The following is a 21,504-nucleotide window of genomic DNA, read 5'->3' on the forward strand; positions in this document are numbered from 1 at the left end:
CAAGCTTCATGTTGATTTCCCTGATTGGTTACTAAATTTAGTAATGATTGAGCCAGCCCTTTTAGCTGGCTTTTTTATGCCTTTAGTAAATGTTACGCCCCTACCCCCCACTACCTTTATTCGTTATGATGGCATGTCTCTAAATTTTATAAGTTTATTTTATGTTTACTCAGCTATTAACGCATATAGATTGGTTAAGTGCCAGCGCAGGGCTTGCAACAGGGCTCGTACTATATGGCCTAGTGTCGCTCCCTTCTCGTAATAAATTAAAACAACACATTAGCGAGCAACAGCAACAGTTATCGTTATTACAAAACCAGTACGACAATAAACAGCTGCAATACACGGCCTTATTTGATGAGCACGAGCTGCTCGAGCAGTCACATCAAGAGCAACGCGATGAAGCGCAGCATTTTAAAACTCGCTTTAGCGAGCAAGAAAAACAAAGTGTTCAATACAACCATTTTTGGCGTAAAGCCGAAGGCGAACTTAGTGCCTTGCGAGAGCAATATAACCAGCGCGATATTGAGCTTAATAATATGCGAACTACGCTTGAGCAAAAGCAGCAAAACTTTACCGAGCAGCTTGCACAAATAGAGCAAAGCAAAAATGTGCTTAAAAAAGAGTTTGAAAACTTAGCTAATAAAATTTTAGAAGAAAAATCGCAAAGCTTTAAAACCCTAAACCAAGAAAGCATTGAGCAACTATTAAAGCCAGTTCAAGGGGAGCTAAAAGGCTTTAGAGATAAAATGGAATCTATTCACGTTGAAGACTTAAAACAACGTGCTGCCCTAAAAACTGAGCTACTGCACTTGCAAGCTAAAAGCCAAGCTATTACAGAGCAAGCCGATAAACTTAGTAATGCCTTACAAGGGCAAAAAAAGACCCAAGGTAATTGGGGCGAACTAATGCTCGAAAATGTACTCGACAGCGCAGGCCTGCGCGCGGGTACTGACTACAAACGCGAAGTATCGTTTAATACCGAAGACGGTCGACTGCGCCCCGACGTAGTGGTGTATTTACCTCAGGGCCGCCACTTAGTGATTGATGCTAAAACATCGCTAAATGCTTATACCCGCTACGTTAATGCCGAAAACGAGCTAGAGGCTAGCCAAGCAATTAAAGAGCATGTAAATGCAGTTACCGCGCGTATTAACGAGCTTGCCAGTAAATCGTACGATCGTCTCCCAGGTATAAATTCGCCTGAAGTAGTTATTATGTTTGTGCCTATAGAATCTGCATTTGTTGAGGCGCTTAAATATCAAAGCGATATTTACCAACAAGCTATCGAAAAAAACATTTTAGTTGCTACACCAACGACTCTGCTTACAAGCCTTAATATTGTTAAACAGCTGTGGCGCTTTGAAGAGCAAACTAAATACTCTAAAGAGCTGGCGAATCGTGCAGAGCGCTTTTATAACAAGCTCAATGGCTTTTTAACGAGTATGGAAGGTGTTGGCAAGCAACTAGACCGCGCAAAAGAAAGCTACGATAAAGCCTTTTCACAGCTTTACCGTGGTAAAGGTAACTTAATTAAACAAGCTTCAGAATTTAAAGAGCTAGGTGTATCGGTTCAAAAAGAGCTACCAAACGAAAGCGTAGAAAAAGCCCAATTAGAGCTGGATTAAGTTCGATTTATCTCTACTGTTTTATACATCAAAAGGAAGGTTAATGGTTTTCCCCTTACTCAATTCGCAAAGGTTAGCGTTAACCCCTATAAATTATGAGGATAGAGACGCTATTTTTGCTCTTTTTTCAGACCAAGGTGTTACTAAATACTATGATCTGGCGCCCTTTACTCAAGTTTCTCAGGCCGATAAGTTAATCGAATTTTTCAATATTCGGTATAAAAATGGAGAAGGGATCCGCTGGGCTATCCGTTTAAAAAATACTGATGAGTTAATAGGTACTTGCGGTTTTAATAGTTGGTCAGTACCAATGAAGCACGCATTTATTGGTTACGACCTTAATAGCCAGTATTGGGGTAAAGGCTATGCTTTTGAGGCTATTCATATGATTATAAAAGCTGCCTTTGATGGATTGCTAAGTTGCGGTGCTTTAAATCGAATTCAAGCCGACACAGTACCAGGAAATAACGCATCAGAGGCGCTTTTAATAAAGCTCGGCTTTTGTGAAGAAGGCACAAGGCGCCAAAGTGGTTTTTGGAAAGGGCAATTTCACGACTTAAAATGCTTTGGACTTTTAAGCGCGGAGTTCAATTGATGAAAACGGATGTTGTAATTTATAAGTTATTGCACGAAATCACTGCTCAATTCCCTTAAGTTAAAGCGTTGCTGAGCATATATGATGAAGGTGAAACCACGTATAAAATGGAGACGTTTTCTAAAGCCACAACACACGCTTTTGCTCTTGGCTATGTGGAGCAAGCCCAGCGTTATTTAAGTTTTATGGCTGAAAAGCTAGTAAATGCTGAGGCAAAAGTAATTGAATACATAGACGTATATTACGTAGAAACATTATTTTGGGGCGCAAGTTCTCATACTATTGCGGTTGGTTGGCCTCTAATGCCTGGCAACTTACAAAAGCTTTATATCAATTTTCATGGTAAAGCGCCGCAAAACTAATACAACTAAAGCTCACATGTACTCGCTTACGCCTTTAATACTCCACCTCATTCAATAACTCATTTATTTTTTCATCGCCAATACACTCTCCATTAGACCAGTTTGCATTAAGCACTGTAATTAAATTACCAATACGCTCAGACTTACGCTGTAGCTGCTCAATTAGTGCATTAGCTTCATGTTGTTTTTGAGTGAGGCGCTCAATAATGGCGTTGTGATCTAGCTCCTCATTAGGCTTACGTAGGGAGGGGATTTCTTCAAGCGAAAACCCTAAACTTTGTGCAAACTTAATCATTTTAAGCTGCTCTACACTGGCTTTGTCGTATTGCCTATACCCGTTGTTATTTCGCGTACCGGGTGGCAGCAGCCCTATACTTTCGTAATACCGTATGGTGCTTGCTGCAATACCCGAGTGCTTAGCTAGTTCACCTATTTTCATTATTGCCTCTACTATAAAAAGCGGGTTGACCTTAAAGCTGACTTTAAGGTTATAGTGCCTGTAATGTCAATTTATGGTTTATATTTATGTCTGAGTTTGAACAATCTGCTGTATTTACGCCCTTTACCCTACCAAGCGGTTTAACGCTTAAAAACCGAGTAGTAAAAGCCGCTATGGAAGAGAACCTCGCAGAGGCCGACCTAACGCCATCGCAAGTGCTTAAAAATGTATACAACGAATGGGCAAAAGGCGGGTGCGGGTTAATTATTACCGGCAATGTTATGGTTGACCACCTTGCAATGACAGGGCCTGGCGGCCTTGCCCTTGAGCAGCAAACCGATATAACGCCTTTTGCAGAGCTTGCTCGTTTAGGGCAACAAAACGACTGTAAAATTGTGATGCAAATAAATCACCCTGGCCGCCAAGTATTTAAAAAAATGGGCGGTAAAGCGCTAAGTGCCTCTGATATTGCGCTTAATATGGGTAAGCACTCTCACTTATTTGCCCAGCCAACAGCTATGGATAAAAGCGAGATTAGTGATGTTATCGCTCGTTTTACCCATACAGCGCAACAGGCCGAAAAAGCAGGTTTTAATGGCGTGCAAATACACGCTGCACATGGCTATTTATTAGCGCAGTTTTTATCTCCACTAACTAATAAGCGTGATGACGAATGGGGCGGTAGCCTTGAGAATCGCGCGCGATTATTACTTGAAATAACACGTAGTATTAAAGCGCAATGCAGCGCCGGTTTTTCGGTATCGGTTAAGTTAAACTCAGCCGATTTTCAGCGCGGCGGCTTTGAACCGCATGATGCGCAAGCAGTTGTTAATATGCTTAGTGCATTAAAGCTTGATTTTGTAGAGCTTTCGGGCGGCAGTTACGAAGCACCGGCTATGCAAGGACAAACAGGCGATGAGCGTACACTTGCACGTGAGGCGTACTTTTTGGAATTTGCCAAAGCAATTAGCGAGCAATCAACCATACCTATTATGACCACCGGTGGCATTAGCCGATTAGATGTGGCAAATAAAGTAATTAGCTCAAGCGTAGCGCTCGTTGGTATGGCCACGGCACTGGCTTATCAGCCTAATTTAGTTAATTGCTGGCAAACACAGCCAACGCAAAACCTGCTTATGCCGCGTGTTACCTTTAAAGACAAAACCCTTGCAGGGCTTGCCACTATGGCGCTGGTAAAAAGGCAAATTCGCCGAGTGGGCCAAGGCAAACGCGTTAAAGCAAATGCCTCGGCTATTTTTACTTTAATAAGTGACCAAATGCGCGCTGCAAAGCTTACAAAGCGCTATCGAAAACGCTTTACTAAAGAGCTAAATTAATTAGCTCTAGTTTAAACTGATATTTTCTATGCCACACTTGAGAGCGTTGATTGATGGGCGTTTGCATATGCCCAGTTAACGCACTCTTGCGCTAAAATAGCAATGGTATCTAGGCAGGTGTCTGGCGAGTGTTTAGCTTGTTCATTTAACACAAGCGGTATTTCGGTACAGCCAAACAACACGCAGTCAGCACCTTGAGCAAGCATTAAGTCGTATGCCTTGCTTAACAAGTGGCGACCTTTATTTAAATCGCCCGCTTTTACGGCGGTTATCCCATCCATTATGGCTGCTTGTTGCTGAGAGTTTGGTTCAACAAAATCAATATTGTGCTGCTTAAACGCATTTTGGTAAATGCCCATATTAAGCGTAGCGGTAGTGGCTAAAATACCAACCTTTTGTTTGCCCGTGGCTTTTACTTGTTTTATAACGCTTTTTACAATGCTAATGGTGTGTACATCGGCATTTTTAGTGAGCGCGTCGTACCAGTAATGCGCGGTATTACACGGAATAACAATACAACTTACACCTAAGCTTGTTAGCTCTTTAAAGCCTTTTTTAAGCTCAAAAAATGGGTTTTCATCTTCAAGACCCATTAAAAATTTTGTTCTGTCAGGAATTTGCGGGATATTCCTTATAAACATAGGTATATGCTCTTGATCATTTTTAGCGGGCGATAGCGCAATTACCTGATTCATAAATGAGGCGGTAGCCAAAGGCCCCATTCCACCTAATACGCCAAGAGTTCTAAGCATGATTGCATTCCGGTTATTGAGTTTATAGGCTTAATTTATAGTGTTTTATTTAGTTTGAATAATGCTATTATTTTACCACCCATGCACAAACTGCATAACTAAGTGGTCGCTATGAATATTGAAAGTAAATGGTTAGAAGATTTTTTAACGCTCTCGCACACAAAAAGCTTTTCGCAAGCGGCAAAGCTTAGGCATATTACGCAACCTGCATTTAGTCGGCGTATAAAAGCCCTTGAAGACGCCCTTGGCGCAGCCCTAATCGACCGAGAAAACTTGCCTATTACTCTTACCCCAAGCGGTAAAATATTTCATATAACGGCGCGTAATTTAGTTAACCAAATGAATACCTCGGTTAGCATGCTTGAGGAGTTGTCGGTGCAGCAAAATTATTCTGTAAAGGTAGCGGCCGCACATTCTTTAGCGAGTTTTTTAACCTTACAACTCGCTAACTTTCAAACACAAGATGAACGCGACATTGTACTTAATTTAGAGGCTATAGACGTAGATAAAGCCACCGAAGCGCTAGAGCAAGGTGAATGCGACTTACTTATTGCCTTTGATAACGAACGCCTTAAACTGCCGCCGTTTAGTCATCAAAAAATAGGTAATGCTAAGTTGTTACCTGTTAGCGCCTGTGACAAGCAAGGCAAAGCCTTATATAACCTAGAAAGCGCAGCGCCTATACCGCATTTAGCCTACAGCCTCGACTCCTACATGGGCCGGCAGTTAGAGCCTATTATATCGGGCGCTAAGCTTAAAAAGGTGTTTGTTTCATCCATGACTGAGCTTTTAAAAGTTCACGCTGTTGCAGGTAATGGTATTGCTTGGCTGCCCGACTACGTTATATCAAACGAGCTTAAAAATAATACCTTGGTAGTTGTAGGGAGTGAGCACCACTGCGTGCCAATAACTTACTATGCGTATAGATATCATGCGGCTTTGCACCCCGGTGGCGAAAGTGTGTGGAATAAGTTAACTGAGCTCAATATAAGCTAACTGTAAACCCCCGTTACAGTTAATAAGGTATTATTAATTTAAAACGATAACAGCTATGTGCAATTGAATTTTAATTATTTACCTATTTTATTATGGAGTTTTATTTCCATAATAATTGGGTGTTTTGTCTCTTTTTTAATGCTCTTGATAAAGCCAAAATAGCGTCATCAACACAGAGTATTAACTAGCTAACGAGGCAACTCCCATGAAAGCAATCGGATATCAAAAAAGTTTACCTATCGAAAACGAATTATCATTACAAGACATTGAACTTGAAATGCCAACAGCACACGGCCACGATATTTTAGTAGAAGTTAAAGCGGTATCGGTTAATCCGGTTGATTTTAAAATTCGCCAAGCAATGCCAGCAGCTGAGGGCGAGTATAAAGTAATTGGTTGGGATGCAACTGGGGTTGTTAAATCGGTTGGCGAAAACGTATCGCTTTTTAAGCCAGGCGACAAAGTATGGTACGCAGGCGACATTACGCGCTCAGGTAGTAACGCGCAGTTTCAGTTAGTTGATGAGCGTATTGTTGGCCATATGCCAAGTTCGCTTTCGTATGGGGAAGCCGCCGCATTGCCGCTTACTAGCATTACTGCGTGGGAATTATTGTTTGATCGTTTAAACGTAGCTAAAAACGATGACTCTAAAAGCATTTTAGTTATTGGTGCCGCCGGTGGGGTGGGCTCAATAATGGTGCAGCTATTAAAGCAGCGCACTAAATTAAATATTATTGCTAGTGCTTCTCGTGCTGAAACAATATCGTGGTTAGAACATTTAGGTGCCGACACTATTGTTAATCACCGTAACCCGTTAAGTGAAGAGTTTGCAGCTAAAAAATTAAGCGAAGTGGATTACGTTGTTAGCTTAAACAATACAGAGCAGCACTTACCTGAAATTGAAAAAGTAGTGAAGCCACAAGGTCAATTTGCCCTTATTGATGACCCTGAAACACTTAATATTGTGCCATTTAAAAACAAAAGCGTGTCGGTACATTGGGAGCTTATGTTTACTCGCTCGTTATTTAAAACCGACGACATGCAAGAGCAACACGTTATTTTAAACAACGTAGCCACTATGATTGACCAAGGGCAAATTAAAACTACGGTAGGTGAGCACTTAGGTAAAATTAATGCAGCCAATTTACGCAAAGCGCATCAGCACCTTGAATCGCAAATCGCTAAAGGTAAAGTGGTGTTAGAAGGCTTTTAAGGCCTTTAGCTAATATAGTTTTTTTGAGTATACCCAAGCCCCTAACGGGGCTTTTTTGTGGCTATTATTTATATAACTGGTTGTAATTAGGAATATGTTTTACCCAAAATGCAGGGCTGCCAATATACTCTTGTACAGTTTTTATAAATTCGCTCACTAGTGGCGTTTGTTTACGGTGCGGATACAGCGCATAAATACCGGTGCCCGATGCGCTGAGCTTATAATTAGTTAATAGCGGCACTAGCCCCATTTCGTCTATGGGTTTTTCTAGGTTAAATAAATCTAGCATCACATACCCTAAACCCGCTTTTGTGGCATCAAGCATGGCGCGTACATCGCTTACCTTATAGTTGCCTTTCATTTTATGAGTTTTGTATTCATCACCATGAGGTTGGGTGCTTAATTTAATTTGATCTAGGCTTACATCGCCATTGCCATAAACCACTGCAGGTAAGGCGATAAGTTCTTCGGGTGTGCTTGGCATACCATGGCGTGCAATAAAGTCATTAGAGGCAACCAAAGCAAAGTGCATGTCAGATATTTTTTTTGCCATTAGATTGGAGTCATTCAATTTGCCAATTCTAAATGCTAAATCGTAATGATCGGCAATAATATCGTTGCGCTTATCATCAAGCATGAGGGTTATTTTTACCTCAGGGTATTTTTGCATAAATAAATTAATGGCAGGCTGCACATACTGCTGCCCAAAAAACATGCCCGAGGTAATGCGCAAAATACCTTTAGGTTTTGCTTGGTAGGAGTCGGCAATGCTATGAATATCACTGAGCGTATCAATTAAAATATGCGCTTGCTGGAGTATTTCCTCCCCTGCGGAGGTAAGCGAAAAGGAGCGCGTAGAACGATTAAGTAATTGAATACCTAAACTGCTTTCTAGCTTTTTAATTTGCTTTGAAAGCGATGAGTTGTCCATATCGTGCAGCGCCGCGGCTTTTGCAAATGAGCCTTGCTGTACTACATCAACAAATAACGCTAATTGGTTGGTGATTGACATCTCACTCTCCTAAATCCCAATAAGGTGTATCGGTGTAATAATTGCTCGCAAAATCAACAAACGCGCGCACTTTACTGGGTAAAAACTGCCTGTTTGCGTACACCATATAAAGCCCTATTGGCTCAGGCTCGTAGTCTTTTAATATACGCACTACTTTACCCTGTGCCAGCGCCTCACCAGCTATAAATGTTGGCTGCATGGCAATACCGCCACCTGCTATAGCGGCATTGAGTAGCAGGTCGCCATTGTTAGCAACTAGGTTACTTTCAAGCTTTAACTCGTTTTTAAGCTCGTTCGCTCCACGTAGCTTTTTGGTAGGCTCGGTGTGTGCGTAGCGTAAATAGTTATGCGATTGCAGCTCTTCTAAGCTAGTAGGCGTACCGTGCTGCGCTAAATAAGAAGGAGAGGCAAACACCGCTAACCTAATAGGCGCTATTTTTTTAGCAATAAGTGATGAGCTTTTTAAAACCCCTATGCGTAGCGCTATATCAATACCTTGCTCAACAATATCAACAAACTGGTCGGTAAGGTTTAGATCTAATTTTAAATTTGGATAACGCTTTTGAAACTCAACCAATAGCGGTGCTAAGTGCTTTACCCCAAACGACATAGGGGCACTAATACTGAGCACACCAGAGACATTTTCGTTTAGGTTATCGAGCGAATTTTCCATGTCGTCTATATCGTCTAGCACCTGTAAGCAGCGGGTAAAATAGTGATCTCCCGCCTCGGTAGTGCTTACTTTGCGCGTGGTGCGGTGCAGTAATCGGGTAGCAAGCCCCTCTTCTAGCGCAGACACATACTTGCTCACAAGTTGCGGCGATATGTCGAGCTTATCGGCAGCTTTAGAAAAAGACCCCTCTTGTACAACACTTACAAAAGTCTTCATGGTGGTTAGCTTATCCATTATTAGCAATGCCTTGTTTATAATTTTTAAATAAAGATCGTATTAATTATGTTTATAAAAACAGTTAAAGTCCACACATCGCATTTTTGCACAGTTAGTGAGTTTTTATAGCGTTATAAACACATTTTTTTGCGTAAATAACTATTTATTTACAACAAAATGGAGTTAATACGTGCTACTGCAGCAATCACGCTTCTTTTTATCCATTCTAACGCCAAGTCGGGTTTATTAATAATGCAGTATCGCTGTACGTGAATAAGCACGCTTATATTTTTATTAATGACTAAGAGATAAAGCCATGAAAAGATTAAACAACAAAGTAGCCATCGTTACTGGTGCAGCACAAGGTATTGGCGCTGCTTATGCAAAAGGTTTAGCTCAACAAGGCGCTAAAGTTGTGCTTGCTGATTTAGCCGACCCAAGCGCAGCTGTATCTGAAATTATTGCCGCTGGCGGCCAAGCAATAGGCTGCAAAGTAGATGTAACGAATAGTGAATCGTTAGATGCCATGGTAAAACAAACCGAAGCTGAATTTGGCCCGGTTGAAATATTAGTTAACAATGCTGCTATATTTGCTGCGCTTGAGCTTAAACCATTTTGGGAAATATCTGAAGACGAGTGGGATTTAGTTATGCGCGTAAATGCACGCGGGCCTTTTCAGTGTACCAAAGCAGTGTTGCCTAGCATGCGTAAATTAGGTCGTGGTAAAATCATTAACATTGCATCGGGTACATTTTTACGCGGTGCACCTATGTTTTGCCATTATGTGGCATCTAAAGGCGCGGTTGTTGGGCAAACACGTGCGTTGGCCACTGAGCTTGCTAACGATAATATTTTAGTTAACTGCCTATTAGTTGGCTTAACCGAAAGCGAAGGCGTTAAAAATAACGCACAGTTTGATAAAGCTAAAAATAGCACACTAGGCTCACGAGTAATTAAACGTGCAATGGAGCCTGAAGACTTACTTGGCCCTATTTACTTTTTAGCCAGTGAAGACAGCGATTTTATGACCGGACAATGTATTAACGTTGATGGTGGCGCAATTAACTACTAATACGCCTTTATCGCTTATTTAGTGTTAATTTAAAAGCCGATGTTTACGCATTGGCTTTTTAACGTGGGGGCAAATAAAAATCAGTTTAACAATACTGTATTTATAATATCTCAATGGGCGCTTTATTTATTAACAAAATAAAAGCCAATAAAATAAGGATATATTAATAAAATCCTTAGGTATTACCATGGCTCAACCTGCACTATTTATCTCTCACGGTTCACCTATTATGGCCGTACAGCAATCGCCAACGTCTGACTTTTTAAAAGCGCTTGGCAAGTCACTCAACACGCCACGCGCTATTGTTATATTTTCGGCGCACTTTGATATCGCCCATGATGAAGCGGCCCATAATATTGTAATAACCGCAGGGCAAGCGCCTGAAACCATTCACGACTTTTATAATTTTCCTGCGCATATGTATAACATTAAATACCCTGCGCCAGGTCATCATGAGCTTGCGGGTAATATTGCAACGCTATTTAAAAATAAAGGCATTACAGCAATACTTGATGAACGCCAAGGCTGGGATCATGGAGTATGGATACCACTGCGCTTAATGTACCCGCAGGCAAATATTCCTATTGTACAAGTATCTATAAATACTCAACTAGGCGCAAAAGCCATGTATGAATATGGGCAGTTACTTGCCCCACTTCGCGATGATAATATATTAATTATTGGCTCTGGCGGCATTAGCCACAACCTACGAGAAGTGTTTAAAACCCCTGCTACACCTAACCGTGTACAAATGGTAAAAGCGTTTACCCAATGGGTTGAATATAAGCTTTTAGCGCAAGACACACCCGCACTTTTAAATTACTTAGCCGATGCACCCCACGTGTTATTTAACCACCCTACCCAAGAGCATTTTTTACCACTCTTTGCTGCTATGGGCGCAGGCGGTTGAAATGGATATTTTAGCGCTTGATACCTATAAGTTTTATTAATTTTGATCAGCACGCTGCAAGCGCCTTGTGTTTTTTTAATCAAAGTGTAATGGGGGTTTACAAAGAGGTGTTGGGCTAAACTATAATTAATAAACAATATACTTTTTGAGCTCCTTGGTATAAGAATTTTTGGTATGTTAGAGGTATTCGAATAGATATTTGATGAGATAGGGCTGCATATCTGTAGCTTTAAATTCTTGCTGGCAGACTGATAAATGTTATTAAACAAGCATAGGAATTAATGACCAAACTCATAATACAAGGTCTTTACATTTAGATTTTCCTAGGCATTTATTAGCACCAGCTCCAATTAAACTTTAAATAATTGCTCGACTTTGCTTTAGCAAAAAATATAACATCATTTAGTTCATTATTAGATGCTAAAGCATGCTTACACCTTAAGTTGGCTTTGTTTCTAGTTGTTAGTGCGCCATGCCCAGTTCCACAGCCAGAGGCAATTAAATATATAGCACCTCCGTCATTTCGAACGCAGTCATTTATATAATCTAAAATAGGTTTTATGTTTTCGTAAATAATCAAATCATCACAAGATGAATAAAATTTTATGTGTTCTCCTGTATCCCACTCGTTGTAGAAGCCATGTTTAGAATGCGCTGGAGCAAGATCGCCAATAAATGATGGCTCAACATAATATGCAGTATTCGGTACTATATTTTTAAATACAAGCCTTAACTCGATTCCTTCATCATAGGCGACCACTTTAATGAAAGGATGAAACCCTATTAATGAATAAATATCGCTGTCACTACTAATTTTTATTAGTTGGCACTTAAAGCTATAAGGCCATTCTAATGATTGAAACCATTGTCGAAAAATTTTTCTTCCATTCAACTTCATCACAATTATATTGACCTTTATTTGACTGTGTTCAGCAGCACCAATAGGGATAAATAAACAACCTTTAAAAATACAAGTAGTAAAGGCATAGCCGCTCAACAAGAAATTGATTTAATTCTTATATTAAAGCACCCTACAAGCATGGTAAATGCACGGTGGTAATCTATTAGAGCAATGCATGGCTCATTTTTGAGGACTATTATGCTGATTGTCAAAAATTACTGAGCTTATCTTTCTGGCTTTGAATACATACCTTTGCTAGTTCAGTATCTTTTGTTCAAAAACATATTTTGTTTATCCGTTTTAGGCTGACTTTAACGTGCCATGGCAAACAACAGAAAGGGCGACTTATGCCATAATTTTTCTGGATAAAGCAGAAGATCCACATTGGGGTAACTTTCACAAACTAAGGGCCATATGCAATCGTCTGCTTATGAGGTTTCAATATACCAAAGGTACGACTTTCATGAGCCCCTGAGCTAAGTTACCAAGCCAAAATCAAAGGTATCAAAGAAGGATGATACTTATACCTAAGCCAACATTGTAAGAAATCAGCTTTTCAAATCATGTAGTGTGCTCTAAACGATGGAGGAGGTAAAGTAGGTGACATAATTAGCCCTCCTCGTTAGGCACTTTTAGTTTTTACTATCTGCACTTAGCGTGCATGAAGAGCAATATAATAAAGACAACAAAAAGGCTGGAATTTTAAGTGCTTTAGTAATGACTTGCTCACGGAATAGAACTGCTTTTGCCTATATTTTCATTTTTACGACAGATATAAGATTAAAGCCAAGTCGTAGCTTATTATAAATACGTGTGAGTATAGTTAGCTCCTCAGGAGTACATAGGAGTACTAGAGAAAGCTTCTCTTTAATTATAAAGCAATCGTTTATAGCATTTGTGCCTATTCTTCCATTGTTGATTGCACATAAACCTCTAAAAAAATCAATTATTAGAGATTCATCATTTAGGGCAGGAGCCACGTTTTCTAGTAAATAAATAGCGCTTCCTAGATACCAGTTTGGTAGAGTCCTCGTGTAGCTGCCATGTTGAAAACACACTTCCCCCCTGATAAATGCACTACCTTGGCTCATCATGCATTTACTAAAGTCGAGTGAATAGACAGGCATATCTCGTAAAGCAGCTCCGTGCTCGAGTAAAGGCTTCACCTGTTCAATCTGATTTGTTGAAACCGCACGAAGCATTTCATATTGTGTGTTGGGTGCCACAAAACCCCAGTTACTTGAAGTTAAATTTAAGCCAAAGTCTTTTTTGGTATGAGCCCTTATACCGGCGGACTTTGAGGATAACCTAGAAAATCGACCTTTTCTTCTTGTGGGGGTCTGTATATTAGCGTCATTTAATGAATTTTCGACCTGGGGGTGCGCTCTTTTATTTACACAAATTTGTTCAGGCTCAATAGCTTGGTTTTTTAAGTTTAGGTTACAGGGCTGAGTTAAGCTTTCTTCTTTCATCCATGCTAAATTTGGTGTTCAATTTATAAGTTAGGTTATTAATTGGGCGCTTTAACTTAGTGCGCCTATATATTCATGTCTATAAATATATTCCCCCATACATTCAGGTAGTAAAAATTTTCAAACCAATAAATTAATAATCAATCAACGAGACGCTACTATTTTAGTACGACTACATAAACGTTTAATTATTTATTTTTTATGGCTTTGTGTAATATTTAGAAATTAAGTTACTTATTTTCTTTTTTACTATTGTTTTATCATGTTGTGGTATAACAATACTTATTCTTGTCTTCGATTCCAGTGTTTCCATTAAATCAAACACAGTTTATATAAATAGCACGTACCATTTTTAGAACCGCTCGCCGTGTTAATGCTTATACTGCTAGAAATTTTACGTAGTGTTTTTCTAGCTTTACCTTGGCTTACACTCTCATTGTATAGTCTAATGTATTTTCTTCTGTGTATTTGAATTCTTAATAAACTATGGATTTATTTAAAAACCTAATATCCGCATTCGCTTATCAGTATTTTTTCTCAAGCCCCTATGTGTTATTTAACCACCCACCCAAGAGCATTTTTTACTACTCTTTGCTGCTTTGTTTGAAATGGATATTTTAGCGCTTGATACCTATAAGTTTTATTAATTTTAATCAGCACGGTGCAAGCGCCTTTGGTTTTTTTAATCAAAGTGTAATGGGGGTTTACGCTTTCTATTTAGCGATCTCCGAGCATGTAATGTGCTTTAAAAGCTTCTAATTGACTGGGTTTGTGATAATAAAAGCCTTGAATATACTTAAAGCCAATGCTTTGTACTATATCTAACTGCTCCTTATTCTCAACTCCCTCAACAATTACTTTTAAATCGAGGTGTGCAGCCATGTCGTATATAGACTCTAATAGTGATATAGCGTCCGTATTTTCCTCAATATTATGGATAAATGCACGATCTATCTTTATCGCTTTAAATTTATGGTTTCGCAAAAAGTCTAACCCTGCGTAGCCTGTTCCAAAGTCATCCACAGAAAAGCTAGGGCCAAACAGCTCTATACGCTTTAAGTTTTTTTTGAGCTCGGCCACTTGCTCTAAATTAAATTTATGTTCTTCTGTAATCTCTAGTACTAAATGTTTAGCTGTTCGTGGATGCAGTTCCAAAATATGTTCGAGTTGAGTGATAAACTCAGGGACTAAAATAGAACAGCGACTAATGTTCATACTAACGTACCTGTTCGCAAAAAAAACGGGGTTAGATTCAATCATTTGAATACATTTCTTTAGTACCAGCGTGGTTAAATCATCTATTAATTGAAACTGTTCGGCGATTGGTATAAAGACCGCTGGCGAGATATAGCCAAGTTTACTATGTTTCCATCGAGATAACGCTTCACATCCTATAGGGCTGTTCGTTTTTGAATTTACAATAGCTTGAAAATAGACATCAATCGTTTCGTTTTCAATTGCATATTTTAAATCTCTTTGTAGCACCCTTACTTTCAGATATTTTAATGCAAACGGCGTTACTATAAAGGTGATTACTATTAATACTAAAAGTAAAACTAAATTATGAAATATATAATCAAGATAAATCTGACTCTGCTTTTCATACTTGATAATTAAAGGAAAATCCTTAGCTTGAAGGGTTATTCCATCTATCTGATCAGTGTTTTTTGCTAATAGAGCCTCGTTGAGCAATAGCTGATATTTGAGGTGTTGATTTTCCAGCGTTTTTGAAAAAATATCTAGTAAATGATGCTTAGGGCTAACAATACCAATGTACGTATCTTTATTTATATTGAAATAGTTAAATATACTTCGAATATTAATATAAGTTGGAGTACCCAGAGATAACCCTTCTTCTGGTAGCTTGCTAACGTTTAATAACTTGTAAAAGTTAAGGTTATTTTTACCTCGTATACTTTCACAATAAACAACACCATCCCCATTAAATAGCCCTATAGCGTCTATTGAATTTATGTGATAAACAGTTTCTCTCATCGCTTTTTTGAGGGACGAACATTCACTTTTTAGTATGGGTAATAAAACACGTTTTGTTTCTTCCCGTTGCTTTAAATAGAGATCATTACTTTGATTTAAGAACGCCAAGGCATTCTCTTTTATTGTGGAATTTACACTAGAGACATGGTATGCGGTATTACCCATAACGAGAACAACTGAAATTACACATGCAGTTTTAAAAGCATCAGGCTCTACTATTTGTTTAACTAATTCTTTAGTCTTACTTATAACTTTTGAAAACAACAATTTAACTCCAATATCCTTATTGACTTCATATTAATACGCATTAAAGATGAAACACAAGCGTGTTTCCCCATTATGCGAGTTAATTTAATAATAGCGTTTGCTGTTTTGTTTTTATTTTGTTAACCACAAGGATAAAACAAAGTAGTTAATTCTTAATTACTAATGTCGAGGTGTATAGATAGCTTAATAATTGTACTAGTTGATTGTGCCGTTACCTTACTAATAACGATGACAAACATTGAAGGGGATAAGATGTTTAACCATAAGCTAGTTTAGTTAATGGTCCATCAAATAAGTAGGTATTATAAAAAGGAACTATAAACAAATATTTGCTGACGTGGTTAAAAAGTCTTTGTGCTGGGCTTGTTTTACGTACTCAAATTAGCAAAGAGAAAGAGCCCTATTTAGCTTTTGTTATTTATCCATTATTTAAAATAAAAATACGTAAAAATCATTGGTTCGAGCAGATATTATAAGCTTTATTAATTTGAGCAACCGTTCAAAGTAAGTTAAGCTCAAAACGACTAACCTACAAGTATCTTAAAATTACTGGGAGCAAACATGGCAACCACACTCGCATTTGACGTATACGGTACGCTTATAAACACTCACGGCGTGCTGTCTTTACTTGAAGATATGATAGGCGATAACGCGCAAAGCTTTTCAAATACATGGCGTGAAAAACAATTAGAGTATTCGTTTAGGCGTGGGTTAATGCAAAACTATATTCCGTTTTCATTATGTACCAAACATGCTCTCGATTACGCGTGTTTAGCGCACAAAACGCAGCTTAGTGACGAACAGAGGCAGCAATTGCTTGAGCAGTATAAAATTTTACCCGCCTTTGACGATGTTAAAAAAGGCCTTGAGCAACTTAAAGCACAAAACTACCGATTGTTTGCATTTTCTAATGGCGCTGCGGATGCCGTAAATAAATTGCTCGAAACCGCCGGCATAAACACCTATTTTGAGGGCGTTGTAAGTGCCGACGATATGAAAACATTTAAGCCAAACCCAGGTGTTTACAGCCATTTCTTACGCGAAACAAATTCAACGGGCGCAAACACGTGGCTTATTTCGAGTAACCCGTTTGATATTACCGGCGCTATTTCGCATGGTATGCGCGGAGCATGGATAAAACGCTCTGAGGATTCTATTTTTGATCCGTGGGAAATTCAGCCAAGCACCGTAGCCACCGATCTAGTGGATTTAAAAAATAAGCTTGAAGATATCAATTAAGCTGCATTTTTTCTTTTATATCCCTCTTTAGCACTTAAAGTTTAACCGAGCTGTAAAGGGGGTTTACTTCTTATAGTGGTGCTGTCCACTTATAATACGTTCGCTTTTAGCTACCCTTTCTCATTTCTCAACTCTTATATTTTAACTAGCGCACTATTTTACAAACTGTCATTATTTAGCGCGCATTTTGGCACCTTCTCATAGCTCATTTTATACACTTTGTTAGTTTTAAAAGTAATTCCTTATAACTAATCAGTCACTCCTAATTGCGAAAATAAACCTATATCTAACCCTTAATCATTATTGTAAATGCAAATTGTTACTATTAAGATCCTCAATCTCAATGCAAGTACAACCAAGGAGCGAATATGTCACAATTACAATCGGCGCAGCTCAGCCCTGTCGAAAATAAAGCAATATTTGAGCAAAACGGGTTACCTCCTCAATTTAATCTCGATCAGTTTATTAACTACCAAATAGCGTCGTTGCAGGGGCTTTCGGCTGTACAACAAGCTATGGCTAAAGCGCAAAAGCCGTTTTCTGGCGTGTCTGTTAATACGCTTGCCGCGACTGTAAATGATGTAGATTTAGCCAAACCTCTTGCTGATTTTCCTGCCGTATTAAACGAGCTTAAAAGTGTGTATTTAGATCACGCTGTGTATTTTCATCATCCGCGTTATATGGCGCATTTAAATTGCCCCGTTACGTACCCTGCGGTTGTAGCAGAGCACATCATTGGCGCAATCAACACGTCGGTAGACACCTGGGATCAAAGCGCTGGCGCGACCCTTATTGAACAAAAATTAATTGATTGGAGCTGTGAAAAAGCAAAATTACCTAGCACTGCCGATGGAGTTTTTACCAGTGGTGGTACGCAATCGAACTTAATGGCTATGCTTGTTGCTCGCGAAGTCGCAGTGAGCCGCTATGCACCTAATCATGCAGTAAAACTGCAAGGCTTGCCTGAAGTAGCCTCTCGTTTTCGTATTTATTGCTCTGAGGTTGCGCATTTTAGTATTCAAAAGGCAGCGGCATTACTGGGCCTTGGTTATAACGCGGTAGTGCCCGTGGCTACAAACAATAAAATGCAAATGGATATGGACGCACTTAACCACGCAATTGCGGATTCTAAAGCCAAGGGCGATTTACCTATCGCTGTGGTAATTACCGCAGGTACAACCGATTTTGGCTCAATTGACCCTGTTGAAGACATAGCAAAACTTGCTAAAAAAGAGCAGCTTTGGTGCCATGTTGACGGCGCATACGGCGGTGGTTTATTGGTAAGCGAGCATCACCGAAGTGCCCTAAACGGCATAGAACAAGTAGATTCAATTACCATTGATTACCATAAATCGTTTATGCAACCGGTTAGCTGCAGTGCTTTTTTATTAAGTGACAAACGCCACTTTAGCCATATTACCCTTTACGCCGACTATCTAAACCCGCTTGCTGAGGCTGGCAATGGCACGCCAAATTTAGTTGATAAAAGCTTACAAACCACACGCCGTTTTGATGCCTTAAAACTGTGGTTAACACTTCGCACCATGGGCGAAGCGCCACTAGGGAGAGCGTTTGATAAAGTAATTGGCCTTGCTCGTCAAACCCATATTGTACTTAACGACCACCCTGATTTTGAAGTTATAAATTACCCAGAGCTTAGCGCATTGGTGTTTCGCTTTGCACCAGAGGAGCTAAAACATAACCCCGATTTACTCGACACCCTAAACCTGCACGTACGCCAAACATTCTTAAATACTGGTGAAGCCATGATTGCGCGCACCAAAATTAACGGCCGTCATTACCTTAAATTTACGTTACTTAATGCCCAGTGCCAATTGAGCGATGTGCGCGCCGTGCTTGAACAAATTAGTGCTATTGCGTGGCAAACGTATAAGGAGCAAAAATAATGAGTAACCAGCCTTATGACTTTATAGCCATTGGCCTTGGCCCATTTAATTTATCGTTAGCGTGTTTAAGTGAGCCACTGGAGGGCGTGAAAAGCTTATTTTTAGAGCAGCGTAGCCAATTTGATTGGCACCCCGGAATGATGCTAGAAGGTGTTACCTTGCAAACGCCGTTTATGTCTGACTTGGTGACCCTTGCAGACCCTACTAGCAAGTACAGTTTTTTAAATTATGCCAAGCTTAATAATCGCTTATACCCATTTTATATTCGCGAGAGCTTTTTTTTACTGCGTAAAGAATACAATCTCTATTGCCAGTGGGTGTGCTCGCAGCTTAGTAACGTAAGCTTTGAGCAAAGTGTAACAAAGGTTGAATTTTGCCAGCAAAGTGAGTGCTATACCGTTACCTGTAAAACCCCAAATGGGGAGCAACACTATGTTACGCGCCACTTAGTGCTTGGCACCGGCCCTGCCCCATATATTCCTGATTGCGCAGTGCAAAGTAATTCTAATAACGTACTGCACAGTAGCGATTTTTGCCACCGCCTTGATGAGCTAAAAGCGGCTAAACGCGTTACGGTTGTAGGAGCTGGGCAAAGTGCGGCTGAAATTTATCACACCTTATTACAACAAGGTGTGCCACAAGGTTTGCAACTAGATTGGATTGCGCGTTCGCCGCGTTATTTTCCGCTGGAATACACTAAACTCACCCTTGAGATGACCTCACCTGAGTATGTTGATTACTTTTATAATTTAAAAACTGAGCAACGAGATTGGCTTAATCAAAATCAAAAAAACTTATTTAAAGGCATTAATGGCGATTTAATTAATGACATTTTTGACACCCTTTACGCGCAAAGCCTAGATGGGCCCATATCTACCACATTTAAAACTAACAGCAAGCTTACCAATACACGTAAAAGTGCTGGTCGCTTAGTCACTGAGTTTTATCATCAAGAGCTAAATGAAGCCTTTGAAATAAAAACCGATTACTTAATTTGTGCCACGGGCTTTAAATACAAGCGCCCTGCTTTTTTAAACCCCATTGCACAGCAACTCCCAGAAGATGAGCAAGGCCGCTACTTAGTTAGCCGCGAGTATGCGGTAGATAGTGAACAAAAACGTATATTTGTACAAAATGCAGAGCAGCATACCCATGGTTTTGTAACCCCCGATTTAGGCATGGCGTGTTATCGCAACAGTATAATTTTGCGCGAAATACTCGGTTATGCGCCGTATCAGGTTGAGCAAAAAATTGCTTTTCAGTGTTTTGATTTAAGCGATGTAGAAACCCATCCACAGCAAAAGAGTAACGCCGCATGAGTTTACGTTTAGCGCTTATTTTGCTTACGGTTATTTCGGTAGTGTGCGACACCTTATTACTGCCGTTTTATCCGCAATTTTTTGCCAGCGAATTTTCTGTAAGTAATCCCACACTTATTGGCGTGTTTGTAGCTAACTGTTGTATTACCGTTATGCTCGCGCTGCCCCTGTGGGCAAAGGTTGCCAAAAAATACCACGAGCTGGCTCTTTGGCTTGTAACGCAAGTGATTGCCGCCTGCTTTGGTTTGCTTTGTTATTTTGCAACTAACGTGTGGGAGTTTTGGTTTTATTATCAGCTTATGTTGGTGCTTAAAGCCAGTTACCTGCTTATTTACCCGTTTGCACTGCGTTTAGAGCAGCAAAGTAAGCACCTTTCTATTATTGGCTTATTTTCGGTACTTATGCACTTTGGTGCTATTGGCGGCGCGTTAGTGGGCGGGTACTTTTTTAGTATAAATGCACCGCGTTATGCATTGTTATTAAGTGCTGCGGGCGATGTTATACAAGTGCTGTTGTGCGCCTATTTAATGGTGAGCTTAAAGTTAGGTATTTATCAGCACGCGATTGAAAGCGAAAAACCGCGCACTCGCACGCCGTACTTTATTTGGCAATTTTGCTTTATAAGCGTGGTGGTTTATTTTAGCGCGTTTTTAATTAGGCCGTTTTTTACGACCCATTGGCAAGGAATGAGCGCACAAAGCAGTGCATTCCAAAGTGCGCTTGTGTACGCCATTCCTGCTTTTGCAGCCCTACTTATGCTGTTGTTTAACCACTTTCGGCAGCACTTACCTCTTCCTACGCTTAGCCGCACTAGCACGCTATTGTGTGCACTTATTTTTGGTGCTATTGGGCTTTATTTACAGGCGCAAGAGTCGGTGTGGTTAGTTGTCAGCTCTCGCGTTTTATACGGTATAGCATTGTTTCAGGTCATGGTTTTATTAGAAGTGATGTTATTTGCTAAAAGCGAGCCTGCTCACTACGGCAGTGATTTTGCCAAAGTGCATATTGCGCAAAATATTGGCGTTATTTTAGCGTCGTTATTAGTGGGTATGAGCGTGGAATATTTTAATACCACCGTGCCTTTTTACTTTGCTGCCATTGGCTTTGCAAGCCTTGGCGCTATTTTGCTATGGCGCGTTAAATTTGTTGGCCAAGCTGCACACACAGCCACTTAATAATTAAAAAGATTTAGGAGTTTT

General features: G+C 39.8%; 19 protein-coding genes. 12 read left to right on the forward strand and 7 right to left on the reverse strand.

The window, feature by feature from the left end; genetic code table 11:
- Positions 1–161 precede the first annotated feature (161 nt).
- From rmuC to AN395_RS02765, 3 genes are all read left to right on the forward strand, one after another.
- Positions 162–1,628 (forward strand): DNA recombination protein RmuC, encoded by a 1,467-nt coding sequence (gene rmuC / locus AN395_RS02755; protein ID WP_004586298.1) that lies wholly within the window; start codon positions 162–164, stop codon positions 1,626–1,628.
- Positions 1,629–1,671: 43 nt separating this feature from the next.
- A complete protein-coding gene (locus AN395_RS02760) occupies positions 1,672–2,223 on the forward strand; it encodes a GNAT family N-acetyltransferase (protein WP_054981987.1) in 552 nt (183 codons plus the stop codon).
- A 68-nt stretch (positions 2,224–2,291) separates the two neighbouring features.
- A complete protein-coding gene (locus tag AN395_RS02765) occupies positions 2,292–2,585 on the forward strand; it encodes a hypothetical protein (protein WP_157683941.1) in 294 nt (97 codons plus the stop codon).
- 34 nt (positions 2,586–2,619) lie between these two features.
- Here the strand turns inward: AN395_RS02765 and AN395_RS02770 are convergent, their stop codons facing one another.
- Positions 2,620–3,024: a MerR family transcriptional regulator gene (locus tag AN395_RS02770; RefSeq protein WP_054981989.1), complete on the reverse strand. Its 405-nt coding sequence runs from the start codon at positions 3,022–3,024 to the stop codon at positions 2,620–2,622.
- Positions 3,025–3,110: 86 nt separating this feature from the next.
- Here AN395_RS02770 and AN395_RS02775 point away from each other — a divergent pair, with 86 nt between their 5' ends.
- Complete coding sequence (locus AN395_RS02775; RefSeq protein WP_054981990.1) at positions 3,111–4,361, forward strand: NADH:flavin oxidoreductase/NADH oxidase family protein; 1,251 nt, start codon at positions 3,111–3,113, stop codon at positions 4,359–4,361.
- Between the two features lie 26 nt (positions 4,362–4,387).
- Here AN395_RS02775 and AN395_RS02780 read toward each other — a convergent pair whose 3' ends face one another.
- On the reverse strand, positions 4,388–5,113 hold the full coding sequence (locus AN395_RS02780) for an aspartate/glutamate racemase family protein (protein WP_054981991.1): 726 nt from the start codon (positions 5,111–5,113) through the stop codon (positions 4,388–4,390).
- A gap of 111 nt (positions 5,114–5,224) precedes the next feature.
- Here AN395_RS02780 and AN395_RS02785 point away from each other — a divergent pair, with 111 nt between their 5' ends.
- The gene (locus tag AN395_RS02785) at positions 5,225–6,109 is read left to right on the forward strand and encodes a LysR family transcriptional regulator (protein WP_054981992.1); all 885 of its coding nucleotides are present in this window, start codon (positions 5,225–5,227) and stop codon (positions 6,107–6,109) included.
- 205 nt (positions 6,110–6,314) lie between these two features.
- Positions 6,315–7,322, forward strand: coding sequence for a zinc-binding alcohol dehydrogenase family protein (locus AN395_RS02790; protein WP_054981993.1), 1,008 nt, complete (start codon positions 6,315–6,317; stop codon positions 7,320–7,322).
- Between the two features lie 64 nt (positions 7,323–7,386).
- Here the strand turns inward: AN395_RS02790 and AN395_RS02795 are convergent, their stop codons facing one another.
- Entirely contained in the window at positions 7,387–8,334 is a 948-nt protein-coding gene (locus AN395_RS02795) for a LysR family transcriptional regulator (RefSeq protein WP_054981994.1), read from the reverse strand.
- A 1-nt stretch (position 8,335) separates the two neighbouring features.
- Positions 8,336–9,241, reverse strand: a complete 906-nt coding sequence (locus tag AN395_RS02800; RefSeq protein WP_004586290.1) for a LysR family transcriptional regulator — start codon at positions 9,239–9,241, stop codon at positions 8,336–8,338.
- Positions 9,242–9,539: 298 nt separating this feature from the next.
- On the opposite strand from AN395_RS02800, the gene AN395_RS02805 reads away from it, so the two are divergent.
- Both AN395_RS02805 and AN395_RS02810 read left to right on the forward strand, forming a co-directional pair.
- Positions 9,540–10,295 carry an SDR family NAD(P)-dependent oxidoreductase gene (locus AN395_RS02805; protein ID WP_054981995.1) on the forward strand — a complete coding sequence of 252 codons (756 nt, stop codon included), beginning with the start codon at positions 9,540–9,542 and terminating at the stop codon, positions 10,293–10,295.
- A 187-nt stretch (positions 10,296–10,482) separates the two neighbouring features.
- Positions 10,483–11,205, forward strand: a complete 723-nt coding sequence (locus AN395_RS02810) for a class III extradiol ring-cleavage dioxygenase (RefSeq protein ID WP_235576540.1) — start codon at positions 10,483–10,485, stop codon at positions 11,203–11,205.
- Positions 11,206–11,539: 334 nt separating this feature from the next.
- Here the strand turns inward: AN395_RS02810 and AN395_RS02815 are convergent, their stop codons facing one another.
- The 3 genes from AN395_RS02815 to AN395_RS02825 form a co-directional block, all read right to left on the reverse strand.
- Positions 11,540–12,205, reverse strand: a complete 666-nt coding sequence (locus AN395_RS02815; RefSeq protein ID WP_157683942.1) for a hypothetical protein — start codon at positions 12,203–12,205, stop codon at positions 11,540–11,542.
- 650 nt (positions 12,206–12,855) lie between these two features.
- Positions 12,856–13,578 (reverse strand): hypothetical protein, encoded by a 723-nt coding sequence (locus AN395_RS02820; protein WP_054981997.1) that lies wholly within the window; start codon positions 13,576–13,578, stop codon positions 12,856–12,858.
- 717 nt (positions 13,579–14,295) lie between these two features.
- Positions 14,296–15,840, reverse strand: a complete 1,545-nt coding sequence (locus tag AN395_RS02825; protein ID WP_157683943.1) for an EAL domain-containing protein — start codon at positions 15,838–15,840, stop codon at positions 14,296–14,298.
- Between the two features lie 561 nt (positions 15,841–16,401).
- Here AN395_RS02825 and AN395_RS02830 point away from each other — a divergent pair.
- From AN395_RS02830 to AN395_RS02845, 4 genes are all read left to right on the forward strand, one after another.
- On the forward strand, positions 16,402–17,079 hold the full coding sequence (locus AN395_RS02830; protein ID WP_054981999.1) for a haloacid dehalogenase type II: 678 nt from the start codon (positions 16,402–16,404) through the stop codon (positions 17,077–17,079).
- Between the two features lie 368 nt (positions 17,080–17,447).
- Entirely contained in the window at positions 17,448–18,986 is a 1,539-nt protein-coding gene (locus AN395_RS02835) for an aspartate aminotransferase family protein (protein ID WP_054982000.1), read from the forward strand.
- Complete coding sequence (locus tag AN395_RS02840) at positions 18,986–20,305, forward strand: lysine N(6)-hydroxylase/L-ornithine N(5)-oxygenase family protein (RefSeq protein ID WP_054982001.1); 1,320 nt, start codon at positions 18,986–18,988, stop codon at positions 20,303–20,305. The genes AN395_RS02835 and AN395_RS02840 overlap by 1 nt, the downstream gene beginning before the upstream one ends.
- The gene (locus AN395_RS02845) at positions 20,302–21,480 is read left to right on the forward strand and encodes an MFS transporter (protein ID WP_054982002.1); all 1,179 of its coding nucleotides are present in this window, start codon (positions 20,302–20,304) and stop codon (positions 21,478–21,480) included. Before AN395_RS02840 ends, AN395_RS02845 begins: the two co-directional genes overlap by 4 nt.
- Positions 21,481–21,504 lie beyond the last annotated feature (24 nt).

The organism is Pseudoalteromonas sp. P1-30, assembly GCF_001400005.1.
GTDB classification, from domain to species: Bacteria; Pseudomonadota; Gammaproteobacteria; order Enterobacterales; family Alteromonadaceae; genus Pseudoalteromonas; species Pseudoalteromonas atlantica.

Excerpts from the sequence above, each read along its gene's own strand:
- rmuC (WP_004586298.1), top strand. The coding sequence starts at position 162 with ATGTTTACTCAGCTATTAACGCATATAGATTGGTTAAGTGCCAGCGCA.
- AN395_RS02760 (WP_054981987.1), top strand. The coding sequence starts at position 1,672 with ATGGTTTTCCCCTTACTCAATTCGCAAAGGTTAGCGTTAACCCCTATA.
- AN395_RS02770 (WP_054981989.1), bottom strand. The coding sequence starts at position 3,024 with ATGAAAATAGGTGAACTAGCTAAGCACTCGGGTATTGCAGCAAGCACC.
- AN395_RS02775 (WP_054981990.1), top strand. The coding sequence starts at position 3,111 with ATGTCTGAGTTTGAACAATCTGCTGTATTTACGCCCTTTACCCTACCA.
- AN395_RS02780 (WP_054981991.1), bottom strand. The coding sequence starts at position 5,113 with ATGCTTAGAACTCTTGGCGTATTAGGTGGAATGGGGCCTTTGGCTACC.
- AN395_RS02785 (WP_054981992.1), top strand. The coding sequence starts at position 5,225 with ATGAATATTGAAAGTAAATGGTTAGAAGATTTTTTAACGCTCTCGCAC.
- AN395_RS02790 (WP_054981993.1), top strand. The coding sequence starts at position 6,315 with ATGAAAGCAATCGGATATCAAAAAAGTTTACCTATCGAAAACGAATTA.
- AN395_RS02795 (WP_054981994.1), bottom strand. The coding sequence starts at position 8,334 with ATGTCAATCACCAACCAATTAGCGTTATTTGTTGATGTAGTACAGCAA.
- AN395_RS02800 (WP_004586290.1), bottom strand. The coding sequence starts at position 9,241 with ATGGATAAGCTAACCACCATGAAGACTTTTGTAAGTGTTGTACAAGAG.
- AN395_RS02805 (WP_054981995.1), top strand. The coding sequence starts at position 9,540 with ATGAAAAGATTAAACAACAAAGTAGCCATCGTTACTGGTGCAGCACAA.
- AN395_RS02810 (WP_235576540.1), top strand. The coding sequence starts at position 10,483 with ATGGCTCAACCTGCACTATTTATCTCTCACGGTTCACCTATTATGGCC.
- AN395_RS02820 (WP_054981997.1), bottom strand. The coding sequence starts at position 13,578 with ATGAAAGAAGAAAGCTTAACTCAGCCCTGTAACCTAAACTTAAAAAAC.
- AN395_RS02830 (WP_054981999.1), top strand. The coding sequence starts at position 16,402 with ATGGCAACCACACTCGCATTTGACGTATACGGTACGCTTATAAACACT.
- AN395_RS02835 (WP_054982000.1), top strand. The coding sequence starts at position 17,448 with ATGTCACAATTACAATCGGCGCAGCTCAGCCCTGTCGAAAATAAAGCA.
- AN395_RS02840 (WP_054982001.1), top strand. The coding sequence starts at position 18,986 with ATGAGTAACCAGCCTTATGACTTTATAGCCATTGGCCTTGGCCCATTT.
- AN395_RS02845 (WP_054982002.1), top strand. The coding sequence starts at position 20,302 with ATGAGTTTACGTTTAGCGCTTATTTTGCTTACGGTTATTTCGGTAGTG.